Origin of the sequence: Micromonospora sp. CMU55-4, from assembly GCF_011602315.1 — a bacterium.
GTDB classification, from domain to species: Bacteria; Actinomycetota; Actinomycetes; order Mycobacteriales; family Micromonosporaceae; genus Micromonospora; species Micromonospora chalcea.
Genome location: NZ_JAAOLH010000003.1, coordinates 260,076 through 276,697, shown reverse-complemented (window position 1 = coordinate 276,697; position 16,622 = coordinate 260,076). Strand labels below are relative to the sequence as shown.

General features: G+C 75.0%; 11 protein-coding genes. All 11 read left to right on the top strand.

Annotated elements, in window-relative coordinates; all coding sequences use genetic code 11:
• Positions 1-16 precede the first annotated feature (16 nt).
• Entirely contained in the window at positions 17-2,341 is a 2,325-nt protein-coding gene (locus HA073_RS07435; protein ID WP_166455983.1) for a glycoside hydrolase family 3 N-terminal domain-containing protein, read from the top strand.
• Between the two features lie 149 nt (positions 2,342-2,490).
• Positions 2,491-3,594: a glycosyltransferase family 39 protein gene (locus tag HA073_RS07430; RefSeq protein ID WP_166455982.1), complete on the top strand. Its 1,104-nt coding sequence runs from the start codon at positions 2,491-2,493 to the stop codon at positions 3,592-3,594.
• Positions 3,595-3,695: 101 nt separating this feature from the next.
• Complete coding sequence (locus tag HA073_RS07425; protein ID WP_166455981.1) at positions 3,696-5,549, top strand: glycosyltransferase family 2 protein; 1,854 nt, start codon at positions 3,696-3,698, stop codon at positions 5,547-5,549.
• Positions 5,543-6,676, top strand: a complete 1,134-nt coding sequence (locus HA073_RS07420) for a glycoside hydrolase family 26 protein (RefSeq protein ID WP_064445672.1) — start codon at positions 5,543-5,545, stop codon at positions 6,674-6,676. Before HA073_RS07425 ends, HA073_RS07420 begins: the two co-directional genes overlap by 7 nt.
• Positions 6,677-6,717: 41 nt before the next feature.
• Positions 6,718-7,599, top strand: coding sequence for a DUF1963 domain-containing protein (locus HA073_RS07415; protein WP_113972912.1), 882 nt, complete (start codon positions 6,718-6,720; stop codon positions 7,597-7,599).
• 154 nt (positions 7,600-7,753) lie between these two features.
• On the top strand, positions 7,754-8,644 hold the full coding sequence (locus HA073_RS07410) for an alpha/beta hydrolase (RefSeq protein WP_113973098.1): 891 nt from the start codon (positions 7,754-7,756) through the stop codon (positions 8,642-8,644).
• A 93-nt stretch (positions 8,645-8,737) separates the two neighbouring features.
• Complete coding sequence (locus tag HA073_RS07405) at positions 8,738-11,455, top strand: LuxR family transcriptional regulator (RefSeq protein WP_166455980.1); 2,718 nt, start codon at positions 8,738-8,740, stop codon at positions 11,453-11,455.
• A gap of 556 nt (positions 11,456-12,011) precedes the next feature.
• Entirely contained in the window at positions 12,012-14,291 is a 2,280-nt protein-coding gene (locus HA073_RS07400; RefSeq protein WP_166455979.1) for an FAD-dependent oxidoreductase, read from the top strand.
• Complete coding sequence (locus tag HA073_RS07395; RefSeq protein ID WP_166455978.1) at positions 14,288-14,608, top strand: antibiotic biosynthesis monooxygenase family protein; 321 nt, start codon at positions 14,288-14,290, stop codon at positions 14,606-14,608. The genes HA073_RS07400 and HA073_RS07395 overlap by 4 nt, the downstream gene beginning before the upstream one ends.
• Positions 14,605-15,831, top strand: coding sequence for a cytochrome P450 (locus HA073_RS07390; protein ID WP_166455977.1), 1,227 nt, complete (start codon positions 14,605-14,607; stop codon positions 15,829-15,831). The genes HA073_RS07395 and HA073_RS07390 overlap by 4 nt, the downstream gene beginning before the upstream one ends.
• Positions 15,832-15,883: 52 nt before the next feature.
• Positions 15,884-16,549, top strand: a complete 666-nt coding sequence (locus tag HA073_RS07385) for a TcmI family type II polyketide cyclase (protein ID WP_043323429.1) — start codon at positions 15,884-15,886, stop codon at positions 16,547-16,549.
• Positions 16,550-16,622: the final 73 nt, after the last annotated feature.

Here is a 16,622-nt window from a genome sequence, read left to right as displayed (position 1 = left end):
AATGGAAAGGCACACCATGACAGGGGTCCACGCGGTGGTGGACGGGCCGGTACCGGCCCAGGCAGATTCGGACCACGACCGGTCGGACGGGCACGACGCCGAGACGCGCGTACGGGAACTGCTCGCTCGCATGACGACCGAGGAGAAGATCGCGCAGCTCGTCGGGTTCTGGGAGAAGGAGGACGGTGAGGCGGTCGCGCCCCTGCAGGGCGAGTTCGCCGACAGCGGCCGGCTCGAAGACTTCGCCCGGCACGGGCTGGGTCACCTCACCCGTCCCTACGGCACCCGCCCGGTCGATTCCGCGGCCCGCGCGGCCTGGCTGTGGAAGTTCCAGCGGGACCTGGTGACCGGTACCCGGCTGGGCATCCCGGCCATCGTGCACGAGGAGTGCCTGACCGGCCTGTCGGCCTGGAAGGCGGCCACCTTCCCGACGCCGCTTGCCTGGGGCGCCGCGTTCGACCCCGAGCTGGTCACCGAGATGGCGGCGGCGATCGGGGCCTCGATGCGCGCGCTCGGCATCCACCAGGGACTGTCCCCGGTGCTGGACGTGATCCGGGACCCGCGCTGGGGCCGGGTCGACGAGTGCATCGCCGAGGATCCGTACCTCGTGGGCACCATCGGCACCTCGTACGTGCGGGGACTGCAGTCGCAGGGCGTGCTCGCGACGCTGAAGCACTTCGCCGGCTACTCCGCCTCGCGGGCCGGGCGCAACTTCGGCCCGGTGCACGCCGGTCCCCGGGAACTCGCCGACGTGCTGCTGCCGCCGTTCGAGATGGCGATCCGCGACGGCGACGCGCGCAGCGTCATGCACTCGTACGCCGAGATCGACGGCGTGCCGGTCGCCGCCGACCCGACCATGCTCACCGACCTGCTGCGGGACCGGTGGGGGTTCGACGGCACCGTGGTGGCCGACTACTACGGCGTCGCCTTCCTCAACCTGCTGCACCACGTCGCGGCCGACCACGCGGACGCGGCGGCGCAGGCGCTGGCCGCGGGCCTGGACATCGAGTTGCCCACCGGCGACGCCTTCCTGACGCTGACCGAGTCGGTGCGGGCCGGCACTGTCGACGAGGCGCTGGTCGACCGGGCGGTGCTGCGCGTGCTGCGCCAGAAGCAGGAACTCGGGCTGCTCGACGCCACGTTCGCCGACGAGCCGCCGGGTGCCGTGGACCTCGACTCGCCGGAGCACCGGTCGATCGCGCGCCGGCTCGCCGAGGAGTCGATCGTCCTGGTCGCCAACGAGGGCGTGCTCCCGCTGCCGGCGGGCCGCCGGGTGGCGGTGGTCGGCCCGAACGCCGACCGGCAGGGCGCGTTGTTCGGCTGCTATTCCTTCCTCAACCACGTGCTGGCCCATCACCCGGGCGTGGAGACCGGCTTCGAGGTGCCGACCGTCCTGGATGCGGTGCGCGCCGAGTTCGGCGCCGACCGGGTCACCTTCGCGGCCGGCTGCGAGGTGGACTCGGCGGACCGGTCCGGCTTCGACGAGGCGGTCGCCGTCGCGTCCGCCGCCGACGTGGCGGTCCTCGTGGTCGGCGACCACGCCAGCCTGTTCGGCCGCGGCACGGTCGGGGAGGGCTGCGACCGGGACGACCTGGAGCTGCCCGGCGTGCAGCGCCAGCTCGTCGAGGCGGTGCTGGACACCGGCACCCCGGTCGTCCTGGTGCTGCTGACCGGCCGGCCGTACGCGCTGGGCTGGGCGCTGACCCGGTGCGCGGCGGTGCTGCAGACGTTCTTCCCGGGCGAGGAGGGCGCCGGGGCGATCGCGGGTGTGCTCTCCGGGCGGGTCAACCCGTCCGGCCGGCTGCCGGTCACCCTGCCCGGCTCGGCCGGCGCGCAGCCGTACTCGTACCTGCACCCGGAGCTGGGGGCGGGCACGAACGGCACCAACCTGCCGGCGACGCCGGTGGCGCCGTTCGGTCATGGGCTGTCCTACACCACGTTCGCGTACACCGACCTGACCGTGCCGGCCGAGGTGCCGGCCGACGGGGCGCTGCGGGTGTCGGTGCGGGTCACGAACACCGGCGCGGTCGCCGGTGACGACGTGGTGCAGCTCTACGGCCGGGACCTGGTCGCCTCGGTGACCCGGCCGGTGGCGCAGCTGCTCGGCTACCGGCGGGTGCGTCTGGAGCCGGGGGCCTCGGTCACCGTCGAGCTGAGCGTGCCGACCACGCGGCTGGCCTTCACCGACCGCACGCTCACCCGCGTGGTGGAGCCCGGGGAGGTCGACGTCTGGGTGGGTACGAGCGCCCGGCGCGACGTCCAGGCGCGGACCACGCTGACCGGCGACACCGTCGAGATCACCGCCGCCTCGCCCCGCTGGACGACCACCGACCTCCGCTGAGCCGGGTCCGCCGGTCGTCCACGGGGCGGACGGCGGACCCTTTCAGCCCATATTGGCGTTATGTCGATTTTGGCTCAGTAGGCTCCAGGATGTCAGCCAGCCCCGGCTGGATCCCGGTCGCCGGCACCCACAGGGATGCGTGAGTCACGATGATGGACGCGGACACCATGGTCCTGCCCCGGATCGGGGACGCCGCGGTCGAGGACCCCTGGGGCGAGGACCGTCCGCGCCGCTCCACCGCCCGCGCCGCGACCGCCGCCGTGACCCGGTGGCGGATCGCGGCGTGGCTGCTGCCCGCGGTCCTGACCGGCGCGCTCGGCGCGACCCGGATCGCGACAGCGGGTCCGAGCGCCGGGGAGTCGGCGGCCCGCCGGGCGGCGACGTCGCCCTGGCAGGGGATCGGGCTCACCGGCGACGACATCGCGCTCGGGCCGTACCACCTGCTCCTGCGCGGCTGGGCGGAGCTGTTCGGCGCGACGGACCTCGCGCTGCGCGTACCGTCGCTGCTGGCCATGGTCGGGGCCGCGGCGCTCGTCGGCGCGCTCGCCACCCGGATCGCCACGCCCGCCGCCGGCCTGCTGGCCGGCCTGATCTTCGCGGCGCTGCCGACCTCGATCCGGTACGCGCAGCAGGCACAGCCGTACGCCCTGGCGGTGTTCGCCGCCGTGCTCGCCACCTGGCTGCTGGCGTCCGCGCTCGACCGGCCGCGCCCGCGGCGGCTCGTGCCCTACGCGGGCGCGGTGCTGCTGCTCGGTCTGTGCCAGCCGGTGGCGTTGCTGCTGCTCGCCGCGCACGGCTGGGTCGTGCTGGCGTTCCGCCGCCGGGACACCGTCCGGTGGCTGGCCGCAGTGGCCGTCGGGCTGCTGCCGGTCGCCGCGCTGCTCGCCGCCGGCGTGCGTGACGGCGGGCGCCTGGCGTCCGGCGCGTGGCCCGGCGCCACCGTGCTGGCGGCCACGCCCGGAGAGCTGTTCGGCGTCGTCGCGCTCGGCGGCGTGCTGGCCGGGCTGGCCCTGTTCAGCCTCCCGCTGCGGTACCCGGCCGCGTTCTGTACCGCCTGGGCGCTGGTGCCGGCGCTCGGGCTGCTGGCGCTGGCGCAGGCCGTGCCGGTCTGGTCGGCGGTGAACCTGCTGTTCACGGTGCCGGCCTGGGCGGTGCTCGGCGGGGTCGCCCTGGCCCGGGCGCGTGCCGCCGGCGCGCTCGCCGTGCTGGCTCTCGTGGCGCTGCTGGCGGCGGCGGCCCAGCTTCCCGTCTGACCGTCGACGAACGGGCGACGTCTGCCTGATTCGCCCTTTTTGTTGTTGATTGTCGGCTTAGCATTCGGTCGGCTCCTGAGCCTGCAGACCATGGGGGAAACGTGGCCGTCGCCGCCGATACACGCCCGTCCCGCGCCACGTCGGCCGGGCCGCCGGGCGGCCGCCCGATCGCGCCCGTCCCGCCCGGGACGCCAGCCGATCCGGACCGCCGGCAGCGCAACGTCCGCGCCCGCCTGGCGTACGCCCGGTGCGGCGCCGTCGCCGGTCCGCTGCGCCCGCCGCGCGGCCCGGACGCGGCGGTCGAGTTCCGCCCCACCGCCTCGGTGGCCGCGCGGGTCGTGCTGACGCTGCTGGTGCTCGTCAACAGCGCCGCCGGGCTCGTCTTCGTCGGCTGGCTGCTGCTGCCCCAGCACGTGCCCGGCCCCGGCGTGGTCGGGCTCGGCGGGTGGCAGACCGCCGCCGCCCGGCTCGCGTTCTGCGTCGTCGTCGGCGTCGAGCTGATCCGCCTGGCGCAGAACGTGGTGGTCTGGGTCTTCGCCTTCCACGCCCGGGACCCGGTGCCGGTCGACCCGCCGGTCGGCCTGCGGGTCGCGCTGCTCACCACCATCGTGCCGAGCAAGGAGCCGCTGGACGTCGCGGAGCGTACGCTGCGCCGGCTCCGGGAGATCGTCTACTGCGGGCACGTCGACGTGTGGATCCTCGACGAGGGCGACGACCCGGCGGTCCGGGCGATGGCCGCGCGGCTGGGCGTACGCCACTTCACCCGCAAGGGCCGGCCCGAGTACAACCGGCCCGGCGGCGAGTTCCGGGCCCGGACCAAGTCCGGCAACCACAACGCCTGGCGGGCCGAGCACGAGCACCGCTACGACGTGGTCGCGAACGTCGACCCGGACCACGTGCCGCTGCCGAACTTCCTGGAACGCACGCTCGGCTACTTCCGCGACCCGGATGTGGCGTTCGTGGTGACGCCCCAGGTGTACGGCAACATGCACCAGAACTTCGTCGCCCACGGCGCCTCCGTGCAGCAGTACCTCTACAACGGCCTGATCGCCCGCGGCGGCAACGGCCTGGACGCGCCGCTGCTCACCGGCACCGGGCACCTCTACCGCCCGGCGGCCTGGCGGACCATCGGCGGCTACCAGGACTCGATCATCGAGGACCACCTCACCAGCATCCGCGTGCACGCCGCCGTCAACCCGGCCACCGGCCGCCGGTGGAAGGGCGTCTACACCCCGGACGTGGTGGCGCTCGGTGAGGGGCCGACGTCCTGGGCGGACTACTTCAACCAGCAGAAGCGCTGGGCCGCCGGGATCTGCGAGATCCTGCTCCGCCGCGAGATGCGTACGCCGCGCGACCTGCCGTCGCGCCGTCGCTGGCAGTACCGCCTGCTCCAGTTCTACTACCCGAGCGTCGCGGTGAGCCTGCTGCTGGGCAACGCCGCCACCGCGCTCTACCTGCTGACCGGCGTCGACGCGGGCCGGCTCGACCCGCAGGTGTGGGCGACGCTGTGGGGCGCCACCGTCGGCACCTGGTTCCTGCTCTGGCTCTGGCTGCGGCGCTTCAACATCGCCCCGCACGAACGCGAGGAGGTGGGCATGGCCGGCATGGCGCTCGCCCTGTTCGCCGGGCCGGTCTACGTGGCTGCGGCGGCCGGCGCGCTGCTGCGCCGCCGGCTCGGCTTCGTGGTGACCGCCAAGGGGGCGCTGCGCACTGTGGAGTCCCTGCGCACGTTCCGGCTGCATCTGTGCTGGGCGCTGGCGGCGGCCGGACTGCTCGCGGCGAGCTTCGCGCTCGGCCACGACTATCCGCTGCTGCGGATCTGGCCGGCGCTGACGCTGCTGACCGGGCTCGCGCCACCGCTGATCGCCTGGGTGGAGGGCCTGCGGGACCGCCGGCGCCGGTCGGCGGAGGCGGCGTGGAAGCAGCCGGCGGCTGAGGGCGGTGTCCCGTGCTGAGGCCGACCGCGCCCCGAGTGGGCCTCGCGCTGGCCGGGTTGCTGCTGCTCGCGTACGCCTTCGTGGTGGCGCCCGGAGCGTGGCGCGACCCGGGCACGGGCGCATCGGCGCACGGGCGCGTCCCGGCGACGCCGCAGGCGAGCGCCGGCGCGCCGGGCGGCGGCCTGTTCCCCCCGGCCGGGCAGGCGTTCTTCGGGGTGATGACCGACAAGGGACCGCACGACTTCGCGCCGGTCGACCGGTTCGTCGAGGCGGCCGGGCGGGCGCCGCAGGTGATGCTCTTCGGCGCCGACTGGGCGTCGGCCGAGTTCGACCGGAGCCTGTTCGACCGGATCGCCGAGCGGGGCATGATGCCCATGCTCGGCTGGGAGCCGTGGGACCACACGGTCGACCTGGCGGCCCGGCGTACCGGCCTGGCGGTCCGGCAGATCGACCGGCTCCGGGCCACCCAGCCGGACTACCGGCTGGACCGGATCGCGCGCGGCGACTTCGACGCCTACCTGCGGTCCTGGGCCGAGGGGGTCCGGTCGCTCGGCTACCCGGTCGCGATCCGCTTCGCGCACGAGATGAACGGCGACTGGTATCCGTGGTGCGAGCGGGCCAACGGCAACCGCCCCGGCGACTACGTGCGGGCCTGGCGGCACGTGCACGACCTCTTCGCCCGGGCCGGCGCCACGAACGTCACCTGGGTGTGGAGCCCGAACGCCCGCTGGGACAAGACGACAGCCGGGCTGACCGGGCTCTACCCGGGTGACGACTACGTCGACTGGGTCGGCGTCACCGGCTACTACGGCACCGGCGCGTTCACCAAGACGTACTGGTCGTTCGACCAGATCTTCGGCCCGACCATCGCCGAGATCCGCAAGGTCACCCGCAGGCCGCTGGTGGTCACCGAGACCGGCGCCGCCGACACCGCCGGACGCAAGGCCCGGTGGATCCGGGAGACGTTCGGCTCCCTGCCCCGGTACCCGGACCTGATCGGGCTGATCTGGTTCGAGGTGGACAAGGAGCAGGACTGGCGCATCGCCGGGTCACCCGCCGCGGCGACCGCGTTCGCCGAGGCGGTGGGCGGCGCGCGCTACGACGTGACCTGGTCGGCGACATCGAGGCCGCGCGCCGGGCCCTGACCCACCCTCCATGTCGGACGGTGCCGCTACTCTCCACGATCATGGATGAGAGAGAGCAGTTCCGGCGGGCGGCGATCGCGCAGGGCGTGCCCGAGGGCGAGGTGGCCCGCTTCGCGGAGCTGATCCGGTTCCGGATCCACGCCTGGCGGCGTGAGGACGGCGTGCACGCCGGGCGGCGGGGCGGGCGGCCGCGGCTGCCGGTGGGCGTGCCGTGGCCCACGTGCCCGGAGGGCTCTCCGTTGCCGTTCCTGCTCCGGCTCGACTGCGCGGCGCTGCCCCGGGTGCCCGACCTCGCCCTGCCGGCCGACGGCACGCTGCTGTTCTTCCTCGACCAGGAGGGCGCACAGGACGTCTGCGGCATCGAGAACGAGAAGGCGTACGCGCGGGTCGTGTACGTCCCGGCCGGCGCCGAGACGGTGGACGGTGTGGACGTCCTACCCGCCGGGACCGACCTGGGCCGTTTCCTCGCCCCCGAGCACGAGATGTACGCCGGGCTCCAGGCGGAACTGCCGGACTGGCTGGACCGCTCGGAGGAGTGGCTGTGCGACACCCAGATCAAGCTGCTGCGCGACCTGCCGCACCGCAAGGAGATGGGCGCGCTGCTCGAGCAGCTCTGGCCGGAGCGGGACGGGTGGATTCAGCACGACGTCTTCGTCGGCGGCTACACCATCTCGGCGCAGGATCCGCCCGAGACGTTCATGACGGACCGGGAGCGGATGCAGCAGGCGAGCTCCCTGCCCCGCGCGGAGCGGCTGGTGGCTCAGTACGAGGAAGAGCAGCGGGTGGTGCGCGAGTGGGTGCCGCTGGCCCAGTTCGGCGTACCGGACGAGGAGTACGTCAACGCGCGGTTCCTGATCCGCCACGACGACCTCGCCGCCGGGCGGTTCGACGGGGTGCTGTCCTTCTGCGAGTTCACCGAGTGACAGCCGGGCCGGTTCAGCGTGCGGACCGCCCGCAGTGCCGCCGCCACGTCCTGCCCGCCGCCCGCGCGGACCGGTGATTTCGCCGATGCGCGCCGCGCCGAAGGCATCGATGCTGACCCATGTCGATGTAATTCCGGCGCAAGGAGTGACCGACGTGCCCACCACCATCCGTTCCCGTACCCCCGTCCGTGCCCTGGCCCGGTTCGCCGTGGCGGCGCTGCTCGCCACCGGCGGCGCGCTCGCCGCCCCGGTCTCGGCGAGCGCCGCCAGCCCCTACGAGCGCGGCCCGGCGCCCACCAGCGCCATCCTGGAGGCCAGCCGCGGCCCGTTCGCCACCTCGTCGATCAACGTCTCCTCGCTGAGCGTGACCGGCTTCGGCGGCGGCGTCATCTACTACCCGACCAGCACCGCCGAGGGCACCTTCGGCGCGGTCGCCATCTCGCCCGGCTACACCGCCTCCTGGTCCAGCCTGAGCTGGCTCGGCCCGCGGATCGCCTCACACGGCTTCGTGGTGATCGGCATCGAGACCAACACCCGGCTGGACCAGCCGGCCAGCCGGGGCCGGCAGCTCCTGGCCGCGCTGGACTACCTGACCGAGCGCAGCTCGGTGCGCGGCCGGATCGACTCGTCCCGGCTCGCGGTGGCCGGTCACTCGATGGGCGGCGGCGGCAGCCTGGAGGCCGCGGCGGCGCGGCCGTCGCTGCAGGCCGCCGTTCCGCTGGCGCCGTGGAACCTGGACAAGACCTGGTCCGATGTACGGGTGCCAACGCTCATCATCGGCGGCGAGACCGACAGCGTCGCGCCGGTGGCGACCCACTCGATCCCGTTCTACAACAGCATCCCGGCGTCCTCGGAGAAGGCGTACCTGGAGCTGGACGGCGCGAGCCACTTCTTCCCGCAGACGACGAACACGCCGACGGCGAAGCAGATGGTGGCCTGGCTGAAGCGGTTCGTCGACGACGACACCCGCTACGAGCAGTTCCTCTGCCCCGGCCCGAGCGGGTCGGCGATCCAGGAGTACCGCAACACCTGCCCGAGCGCCTGAGCCCGCCCGCTGCCGGGGTGGTCGTCGCGACGACCACCCCGGCAGCATGTCCGCCTCTTTTCCGACGGGTTGCCCATCTGTGACACTGCATGCATGCTTTCTGCATCGACAGTGCATATTGCTCTGCGGGGCCGGGACGACGAGTGCGACGCGATCCGCCGGCTCCTCGACCGGGACTCCGGCGGCGCGCTGCTGTTCCACGGGCCGCCCGGCGCCGGCCGCAGCGCCCTGCTGGCGTACGCCCGCCGGTGGGCGACGGGACGCACGGTGCTCACCGGCGCCGGCCTGGCCGACGAGTCGACGTTGCCCTACGCCGGCCTGCACCGCCTGCTCGACCCGGTGCTGGACGCGGACACCGCGCTGCCGGTGCGGCAGCGCCGGCTGCTGCGCCGCGTGCTCGGCGGCGACGGCTGCCCGGCCGACCAGCGGCTGGCCCTCGCCGCGGCGGTCCGCTCCCTGCTCGCCGCCGTGGCCGCGGACCGGCCGCTGCTGTGCACGGTGGACGACCTCGACATCGGCGACCGGCAGAGCGCCTGGACGCTCGCCGTCGTGGCGCGCCGACTGCGCCGGCTGCCGGTGGCGGTGCTGCTGACCGCCACCGCCCCGGCCACTGTCGACGGCGTGCCGGCGCACCGGCTGCGCCCGCTGGACGCCGACGAGTGCCACGCGATGCTCACCGACCGGGGGCACCGGCCGTCCGCGCCGGTGGCCGCCGCGCTGGCCACGCTCAGCGGCGGCAGCCCGGCGGCGCTGGCCGACCTGGCCGGCAGCCTCACCCCGGCCCAGTGGCGGGGCGAGGCGCCGTTGCCCGGCACGCCGCCGGTGGACGGCGCGCTCGCCGCCGCGTACCGGGCCCGCCTGGACCGGCTGCCGGCGCCGACCCGGCGGATGGTGCTGCTCGCCGCGCTCGACGACGCCGCCGACCCGGGCACGCTGGTACGCGCCGCCTGGTCCGCCGGTCTGACCGTGGAAGCGCTCGCCCCCGCCGAGGCGGCCGGGCTGCTGCGGACCGGGCCCGGCGGGGTGACGTTCCCGCACCCGCTCGCCCGCACGATGATCACCGCCGTCGCGCCGCTGGCCGACCTGCGCGCGGCGCACCTGCTGCTGGCCGGCACGCTCGCCGGCGGCCCGCTGGGCCGCGCGCTGCGCCACGCCACCGCCCCCGACTGCCCGGCCGACGTGCTCGCCGCCGAACTGACGGCGGCGGTGGACGGGGCGTCCGACCGCGCCGCCGCGGCCGCCGCGCTGCGCCGCGCCGCCGAGCTGACCGCCGATCCCGGGCGGGCCGCCGAACTGACGGTGGCGGCGGCCCGCTGCGCCTGGACCGCCGGCGACCCGGACCAGGCCCGGGGGCTGCTACGGCACCTGACCGCCGCGCCGCCCGCACAGGACCGGGCCGACCTGCTCCGCGGCGAGATGCAGCTGCGCTGCGACGCGCCCGCCGCCGCGGTCGCCACGCTGCTGGCCGCCGCCGACGCGGTCGCGCCGGCCGACCGGCGCTCCGCCCTGCTCGCGCTGGTCCGCGCGGGCGAGGCCATCTGCGTCACCGGCGACCAGTTCCGCTACGCCGAGGTGGCCCGCCGCGCGGAGGCGCTGCGGCGGCCCGGCGACCCGCCCGACCTGGACCTGCTGGCCACCTTCGCGGTGGGCGTCGGGGCGACCCTGCGCGGCGACCACGCCCGTGGCGGTCCGGCGCTGCGCCGGGTCGTCGTCCTCGGCGGCCGGCTGTCCGGGCCCGCGCTCACCCCGGGCGCGCTGGTCTGCGCCGCCGCGGCGGCGCTGCTGGTGGCGGTGGACGGGCCCGCGCACCGGCTCGCCGGCCGGGCGGTCGACGTGGCCCGCTCGCGCGGCGAGCTGTCCCTGCTGCCCCGGGCGCTGGAGCTGCGCGCCGTCGCCGAGTACTGGCTGGGCCGGCACGAGGCGGCGGCGGAGACCGCCCGCGAGGGCGTGCGCGCCGCCCGCGACACCGGCCAGCACGCCTGCGCCCAGGTGCACCTCGGCATCCTCGCGGTGCTGGCCGCGGTACGCGCCGACCGGGCCGGCGCGCTGGCCCGGATCGCCGAGATCGGTGACGGGGCCGCGCCCGGGAGCCGGCCGGACGCGTACGCCAGGTGGGCGCTCGGTGTGCTGGACCTCATCGACGGCCGGTACGCCGACGCGGTCGCCCGGTTGTCCACGCTGGCCCGCACCGGCACCGGCCGGGGGCAGGTGCTGGTGCAGGTGATGGCCACGCCGTACCTGGTGGAGGCCGCCGCCCACGACGGCAGGCGCCCGGCCGCCGCGCTCGCCGTGTTCGACCACTGGGCCAGCAGCACGGCCAGCCCGTCGCGGCGGGCCCTGGCGGCGCGCTGCCGCGCGCTGCTCGCGCCCCGGGGCGGCCCGGAGGCCGAACGGGAGTTCCACGCGGCGCTGCGGCTGCACCCGGCCGACACCGACCGGTTCGAGCGCGCCCGCACCGAACTGCTGTTCGGCCGCGAGCTGCGCCGCCGGCGCCGCCCCCGCGACGCCCGGGCCCACCTGCACCGGGCGCGGGAGACGTTCACAGTGCTCGGCGCGACCGTCTGGGCCGACCGGGCGGGCGAGGAGCTGCGCGCGGCGGGGGAGTCGGTCGGGCCGGCGCCGAACGGCCCGGAGCAGTTGCTGACCGGGCAGCAGCTGCACATCGCCCGGTTGGTCGCGCAGGGGGCGACCAACCGGGAGATCGCCACCCGGATGTCGCTGTCCACCCGGACCGTCGACCACCACCTGCGCAACGTGTTCCACCGGCTGGGTGTGCGCTCCCGCACCGAACTGGCCCGCCTGCTGGCCTGACCACCGGCCGCGCTGCGCCGGGCCGCGCCGCGACCGTCGTCGGGCCGGGCCGCAGGCACGTCGCGCCGCGCCGGCCCCGCGACCGGCACGGTGCACGCCGTGACCGTGCACATCCGCCACCCCTCCCCACCCCCGGTCGCGGAGAGTCACGGGAGTGTCCGGCGGGGCGTGCGCACATGGCCGCCTTTGCTCTGCAGCCGCGTACGCATCGATCACTGACAGTGCTCGTTCGGGATCTTGCCGAAATCGGGCTGACCGTCCGGGCCGCAGGTCAGTGCAGTGATGCGCCGATGGCTGCAGAGCAAAGGCGGCCGAAAGGCCTGCCTGCCCGACCCCGACGCTCTCACGCTCGGTGAGGTCGACGCAGAGTGAGGCAGGTGGGGAATCCGTCTGCCGGCTGCGCCGGTCGCACGGCATCAGCACGCTCCCGACCGTCGTGCGCGCCGTCCCGGCGGCGTCACCGGGGCCGGACCTCCGGCGGGTCGACGGTGACGAGGTGGTGACGCGGGCTGCGGCAGGGTCGCGGCACGACGACGGCACGGTTCGAGGGGGCTGCATGATCAGGACGATGCTCCGGCTGCGCGCGCGCCCCGGGTGCGAGCCCGCCGTCGGGCCCGCGTTCGAGACCGTGGCGGGGCAGCTCGGCGCGCTGGCCGGCAACCTGCGGCACGAGCTGCTGCGCGACGCCCTCGACCCGCGCGGCTTCGTCGTCGTCATCGAATGGGCCGACGAGGCGGCGCTGCGCGCGTACCGGCGCGGGCCGGTGGCGGCCCGCCTGGCCGGCCTGCTCCAGCCGCTGACCGAGCCGGCCGACGGCCCCGGCTACCCGCTGCTGCGCGAGACCGGGGACGGCGAGGGCCCGGTCTACGTGGACGTCGAGCTGACCGTGCCGCGCGACCGCCTCGCCGAGTTCCACCGGGGCTACCCCGAGGTGGTACGGCGGATGACCGCGATACCCGGCTACCGCCGCGAGCAGCTGCTGCGCGAACCCGGCTCGGACATCCACCACATCTTCGCCGAGTGGGACGGCGCCGCGCCGTTCCTCGCCTGGATCAGCGACCCGGCCCACGCCTCCGCGCAGGCCGGACCGATCGCACCGTTCCTTCTCGACATCCGGCGCCGCCTGTTCCACGTCGTGCCCGACGCGGACGGCAGCAGTCACCCCACCACGGGCTGGGAGGCCGACGTGCACAGGACAACAGACGTACTCGTCGTCGGGGCGGGGCCCACCGGGCTGACCGCCGCCGTCGAACTGGCCCGGCGGGGCATCGACTGCCTGGTGATCGACAAGCAGGCGACCCCGCCCGGCCACGCCGACAAGGCGATCGGCGTGCACTGCCGCACCATGGAGATCTGGGAGGAGCAGGGCGTCGTCCGGGAGGCCATGGACGCCGGCATCTGGCTCACCGGCAACATGGTGTTCGTCAACGGCGCGCAGACCCACCGGATGAGCTGGGAGCTGCCCGGCCTGCCGTACGCCCACCTCGGCCTGCCGCAGTACGAGACCGAGCGCATCCTCACCGACCGGCTCGCCGCCCTCGGGGTGCGCCCGCGGCGCGGCGCCGAACTCGCCGACCTCACCCAGGACGCCGACGGCGTGACCGCCACCGTCCGCACCGCCGACGGCGGCACCGAGACGGTACGCGCCCGGTACGTCGTCGGCGCCGACGGCGCGCACAGCCGCGTCCGGGAGCAGCTCGGGCTCACCTTCACCGGCGGGCTCGGCCGGTTCCCGCAACTGTTCATGCTGGTCGACGTCGACGTGGACTGGGACATGCCGGACGGGCACCTGCTGCGGTTCCTGCACATGACCGACGGGCAGATGGACGGCATGCTCGTCTGCGTACCGCTGCGCGGCGAGCACCGCTACCGCATAGCCACCCTCGCCCCGCCCCGGTTCTTCGCCCAGACCGGCGGACGCGACGCCCCGCCCGGGTTCAGCGAGGAACTCGACGAGCCCACCATCGAAGACGTGCAGGCCGCGCTGGACCGCCTCGCGCCACCCGGCACCCGGGCGAGCAACCTGCGCTGGTCGTCGGTGTTCCGGATCAGCCACGGCATCGTCGACCGCTACCGCGACGGCCGGGTCTTCGTCGCCGGGGACGCCGCCCACCTGCACCCGCCGGCCGGCGGCCAGGGCATGAACACCGGCATCCAGGACGCCTGGAACCTGGCCTGGAAACTCGCGCTCGCGGTACGCGGGCTCGCCGCGCCCGGACTGCTGGACAGCTACGAGACCGAGCGGCGGCCGGAGGGCGAGGAGATCGTCGGCCGGGCGGTACGGATGGCCGGCACCGAGGAGGTGGACCGCGCCGACCTGGAACGGCAGTTCCTCCAGGAGATGTCCATGCTGCTCAGTTACGCCGGCAGCCCGCTGGTCGGGGAGACCGTCGCCGACCCGGCCGCGCTCGGCGACGCGCCCCGCCCCGGCGACATCGCGCCCGACGTCGACGGGCTGCGCCGCCGCGGCGTCGGCCACCCGCTGCGCCTGCGTGACCTGACCCGGGGCACCCGGCACACGCTGCTGCTCTACGCCGACCGCACGGCCGGCGCGGAGGAACTCGCCGCGTTCACCGGCCTGTGCGCCGACGCGCGGCGGCTCGCCGGCGGGGAACTCGACGCGTACCTGCTGCTCGACCCGGACGCCGACGAACCGCGACTGCTGGACCCGCCGGTGGTGCGCGACGCCGAACGGCGCTTCCGCGCCGGGTACGGGCTGGACGGCACCGGCCTGTACCTGATCCGCCCGGACGGGCACGTCGGCTTCCGGGGCGCGCCGGTCGACCCGGACGCGCTGCGCAAGCACCTGCACCTGGTGTTCGGGGGCGCGCGGTGAGCCGGGTCCGGACCGTGCTGGCGATGCGGACCCGGGAGGGGTGCGCGGAGCGCTTCGAGGCCGAATGGCTCAGCGCCGCCGAACAGATCCGCACCCTGGACGGCTGCCTGCACCAGGACCTGGTCCGTGACGCCGACGACCCGCGCAGCTACCTGGTCATCAGCGACTGGGCCGACCGCGAGCGGCTGGACGCGTTCGGCCGCAGCGAGCAGCGCGACCGGCTGCTGCGCGTCATCCGGGAGCTGCGCGAGTCCGCCGACCGGCACACCTACCAGGTGCTGCACAGCGTGGCCGGCGAGCCGGGGGAGGGGCAATGACCGACGACGTGATGCCGGCGAGCGAGCTGTACACCGACTCGTTCGCGGCCGACCCGTACCCCGCGCTGGCGCGGCTGCGCGCCGAGCGGCCGGTCTGCCCGGTCGGCTCGCCGCGCTTCGACTCCTGGCTGATCACCCGCTTCGACGACGCCCGCACCGCGTTGACCGACCCGCGCCTGTCCAAGGACCTGTACGGCCCGGACCAGCACTACCTGAAGATCTTCGGCCCGAACTCCGAGGGCCTGAACCGCAACATGCTCAACTCCGACCCGCCGGAGCACACCCGGCTGCGTCGCGTGGTGTCGCAGGCGTTCGCGCCGCGGCGGATCGAGGCGCTGCGCCCCCGGGTGGCGTCGATCGTCGACCAGTTGATCGACAAGATGGCGCCGCACGGCGAGGCGGACCTGATGCACGAGTTCGCCATCCCGCTGCCGATGACTGTCATCTGCGAACTGCTCGGCGTGCCGCCGGCCGACCACGACCGGGTGCTCGACTGGACCCAGGTCATCCGCACCTCCGGCTCCACCAGCCGGCCGCCGGCGCAGGAACGGGCCGCGGTGCAGGAGGCCCAGTTGCGGCTGCACCACTACCTGGCCGGGCTGGTCCGGGCCAAACGCGACGACCCGGCCGACGACATCATCGCCGCGTTGATCCGGGCGGTCGACCAGGACGGGACGCTGTCCGAGGCGGAACTGGTCACCACCACGTTCCTGCTGCTGTTCGCCGGGCACCAGACCACCGCCGACTTCCTCGGCAACGCGGTGCTGGCGCTGCTCACCCACCCCGAGCAGATGGAACTGCTGCGCGCCACGCCGCGCCTGCTGCCGGCCGCGATCGAGGAACTGCTCCGGTTCGACGGGCCGCTGCCCGTGGCCAGCCCGCGCATCGCCACCGAGGACGTCGACTACCAGGGCGTACGCATTCCGCGCGGCGCGATCGTCGGAGTCGCGATCAACGCGGCCAACCACGACCCGGCGCACTTCGCCGACCCGGACCAGCTGGACCTGCGCCGCGTCCGGGGCCCGCACCTCGGGTTCGGGCACGGCGTCCACTACTGCCTGGGCGTCTCGCTGGCCCGGATGGAGGCCGAACTCGCGCTCGGCGCGCTGCTGCGCCGGCTGCCCGGACTGCGCCTGGGCGTGCCGCTCGCGCAGGTGCGCCGGCTCCCCGCCGCCTCGCCGTTCCGCGGCCTGCTGGAACTGCCTGTCACCTTCACCGCCTGACGGCGCCGCCGCCTCGCGCCGCCGCCCCCGTCGCAATCATCAAGGAGCAGTCATGGTCTTCCGCAACGTGATCGTCTGTCACATGGTCCCCGGCAGCGAGCAGATCGTCGGCGACGTGTTCGGCCACTACGACCAGGCCACCCGGCCGCAGGACCTGGGCGTCATCGGCCGGTACCTGCTGTCCCACCACGACCTCTACCTGCACGTGATCGAGCGGGAGCAGGACCCGCGGATCTCCGGGCAGACGCGCGGGCTGCCCGCCTTCCAGAAGATCGCCGAGGAGATCGGCCCGTACGTGACCCCGTACCCGCGCTACTGGAAGAACCCGTCGGACTCGGTGGCGAAGGAGTTCTACCACTGGGCGCCCGAGGGCGAGCCGCCCGCCGACACCACGCTCACCGTCATCGTCGGGCGGATCAAGCCCGGCGCCGAGCCGGACGTGGCGCGGGTCTTCGCCGAGTCCGACGCCGGGTCGCTCCCGGCCGACCTCGGGGTCACCGGCCGCTGGCTCTACTCGATCGACGACGTCTACGTGCACCTGCTGGAACAGGAGACGTCGGCGGCCGAGGCCACCCGCGACCGGCACGGCGACAAGCCCGCCTTCGGCAAGGTGATGCAGGACCTCGGCCCGTACATCGAGCCGTACCGGCCGGAGAAGTGGCAGGGCCCGCAGGACTCCCTGGCCACCGTCTTCTACCGCTGGCAGGCCCAGGACTGAGCACGCCTCCGCGCTCCCGCCCTCCGGGTGGCGGGAGCGCGGAAACGCCGCCCCCGCGACCGGCCGTACGCCA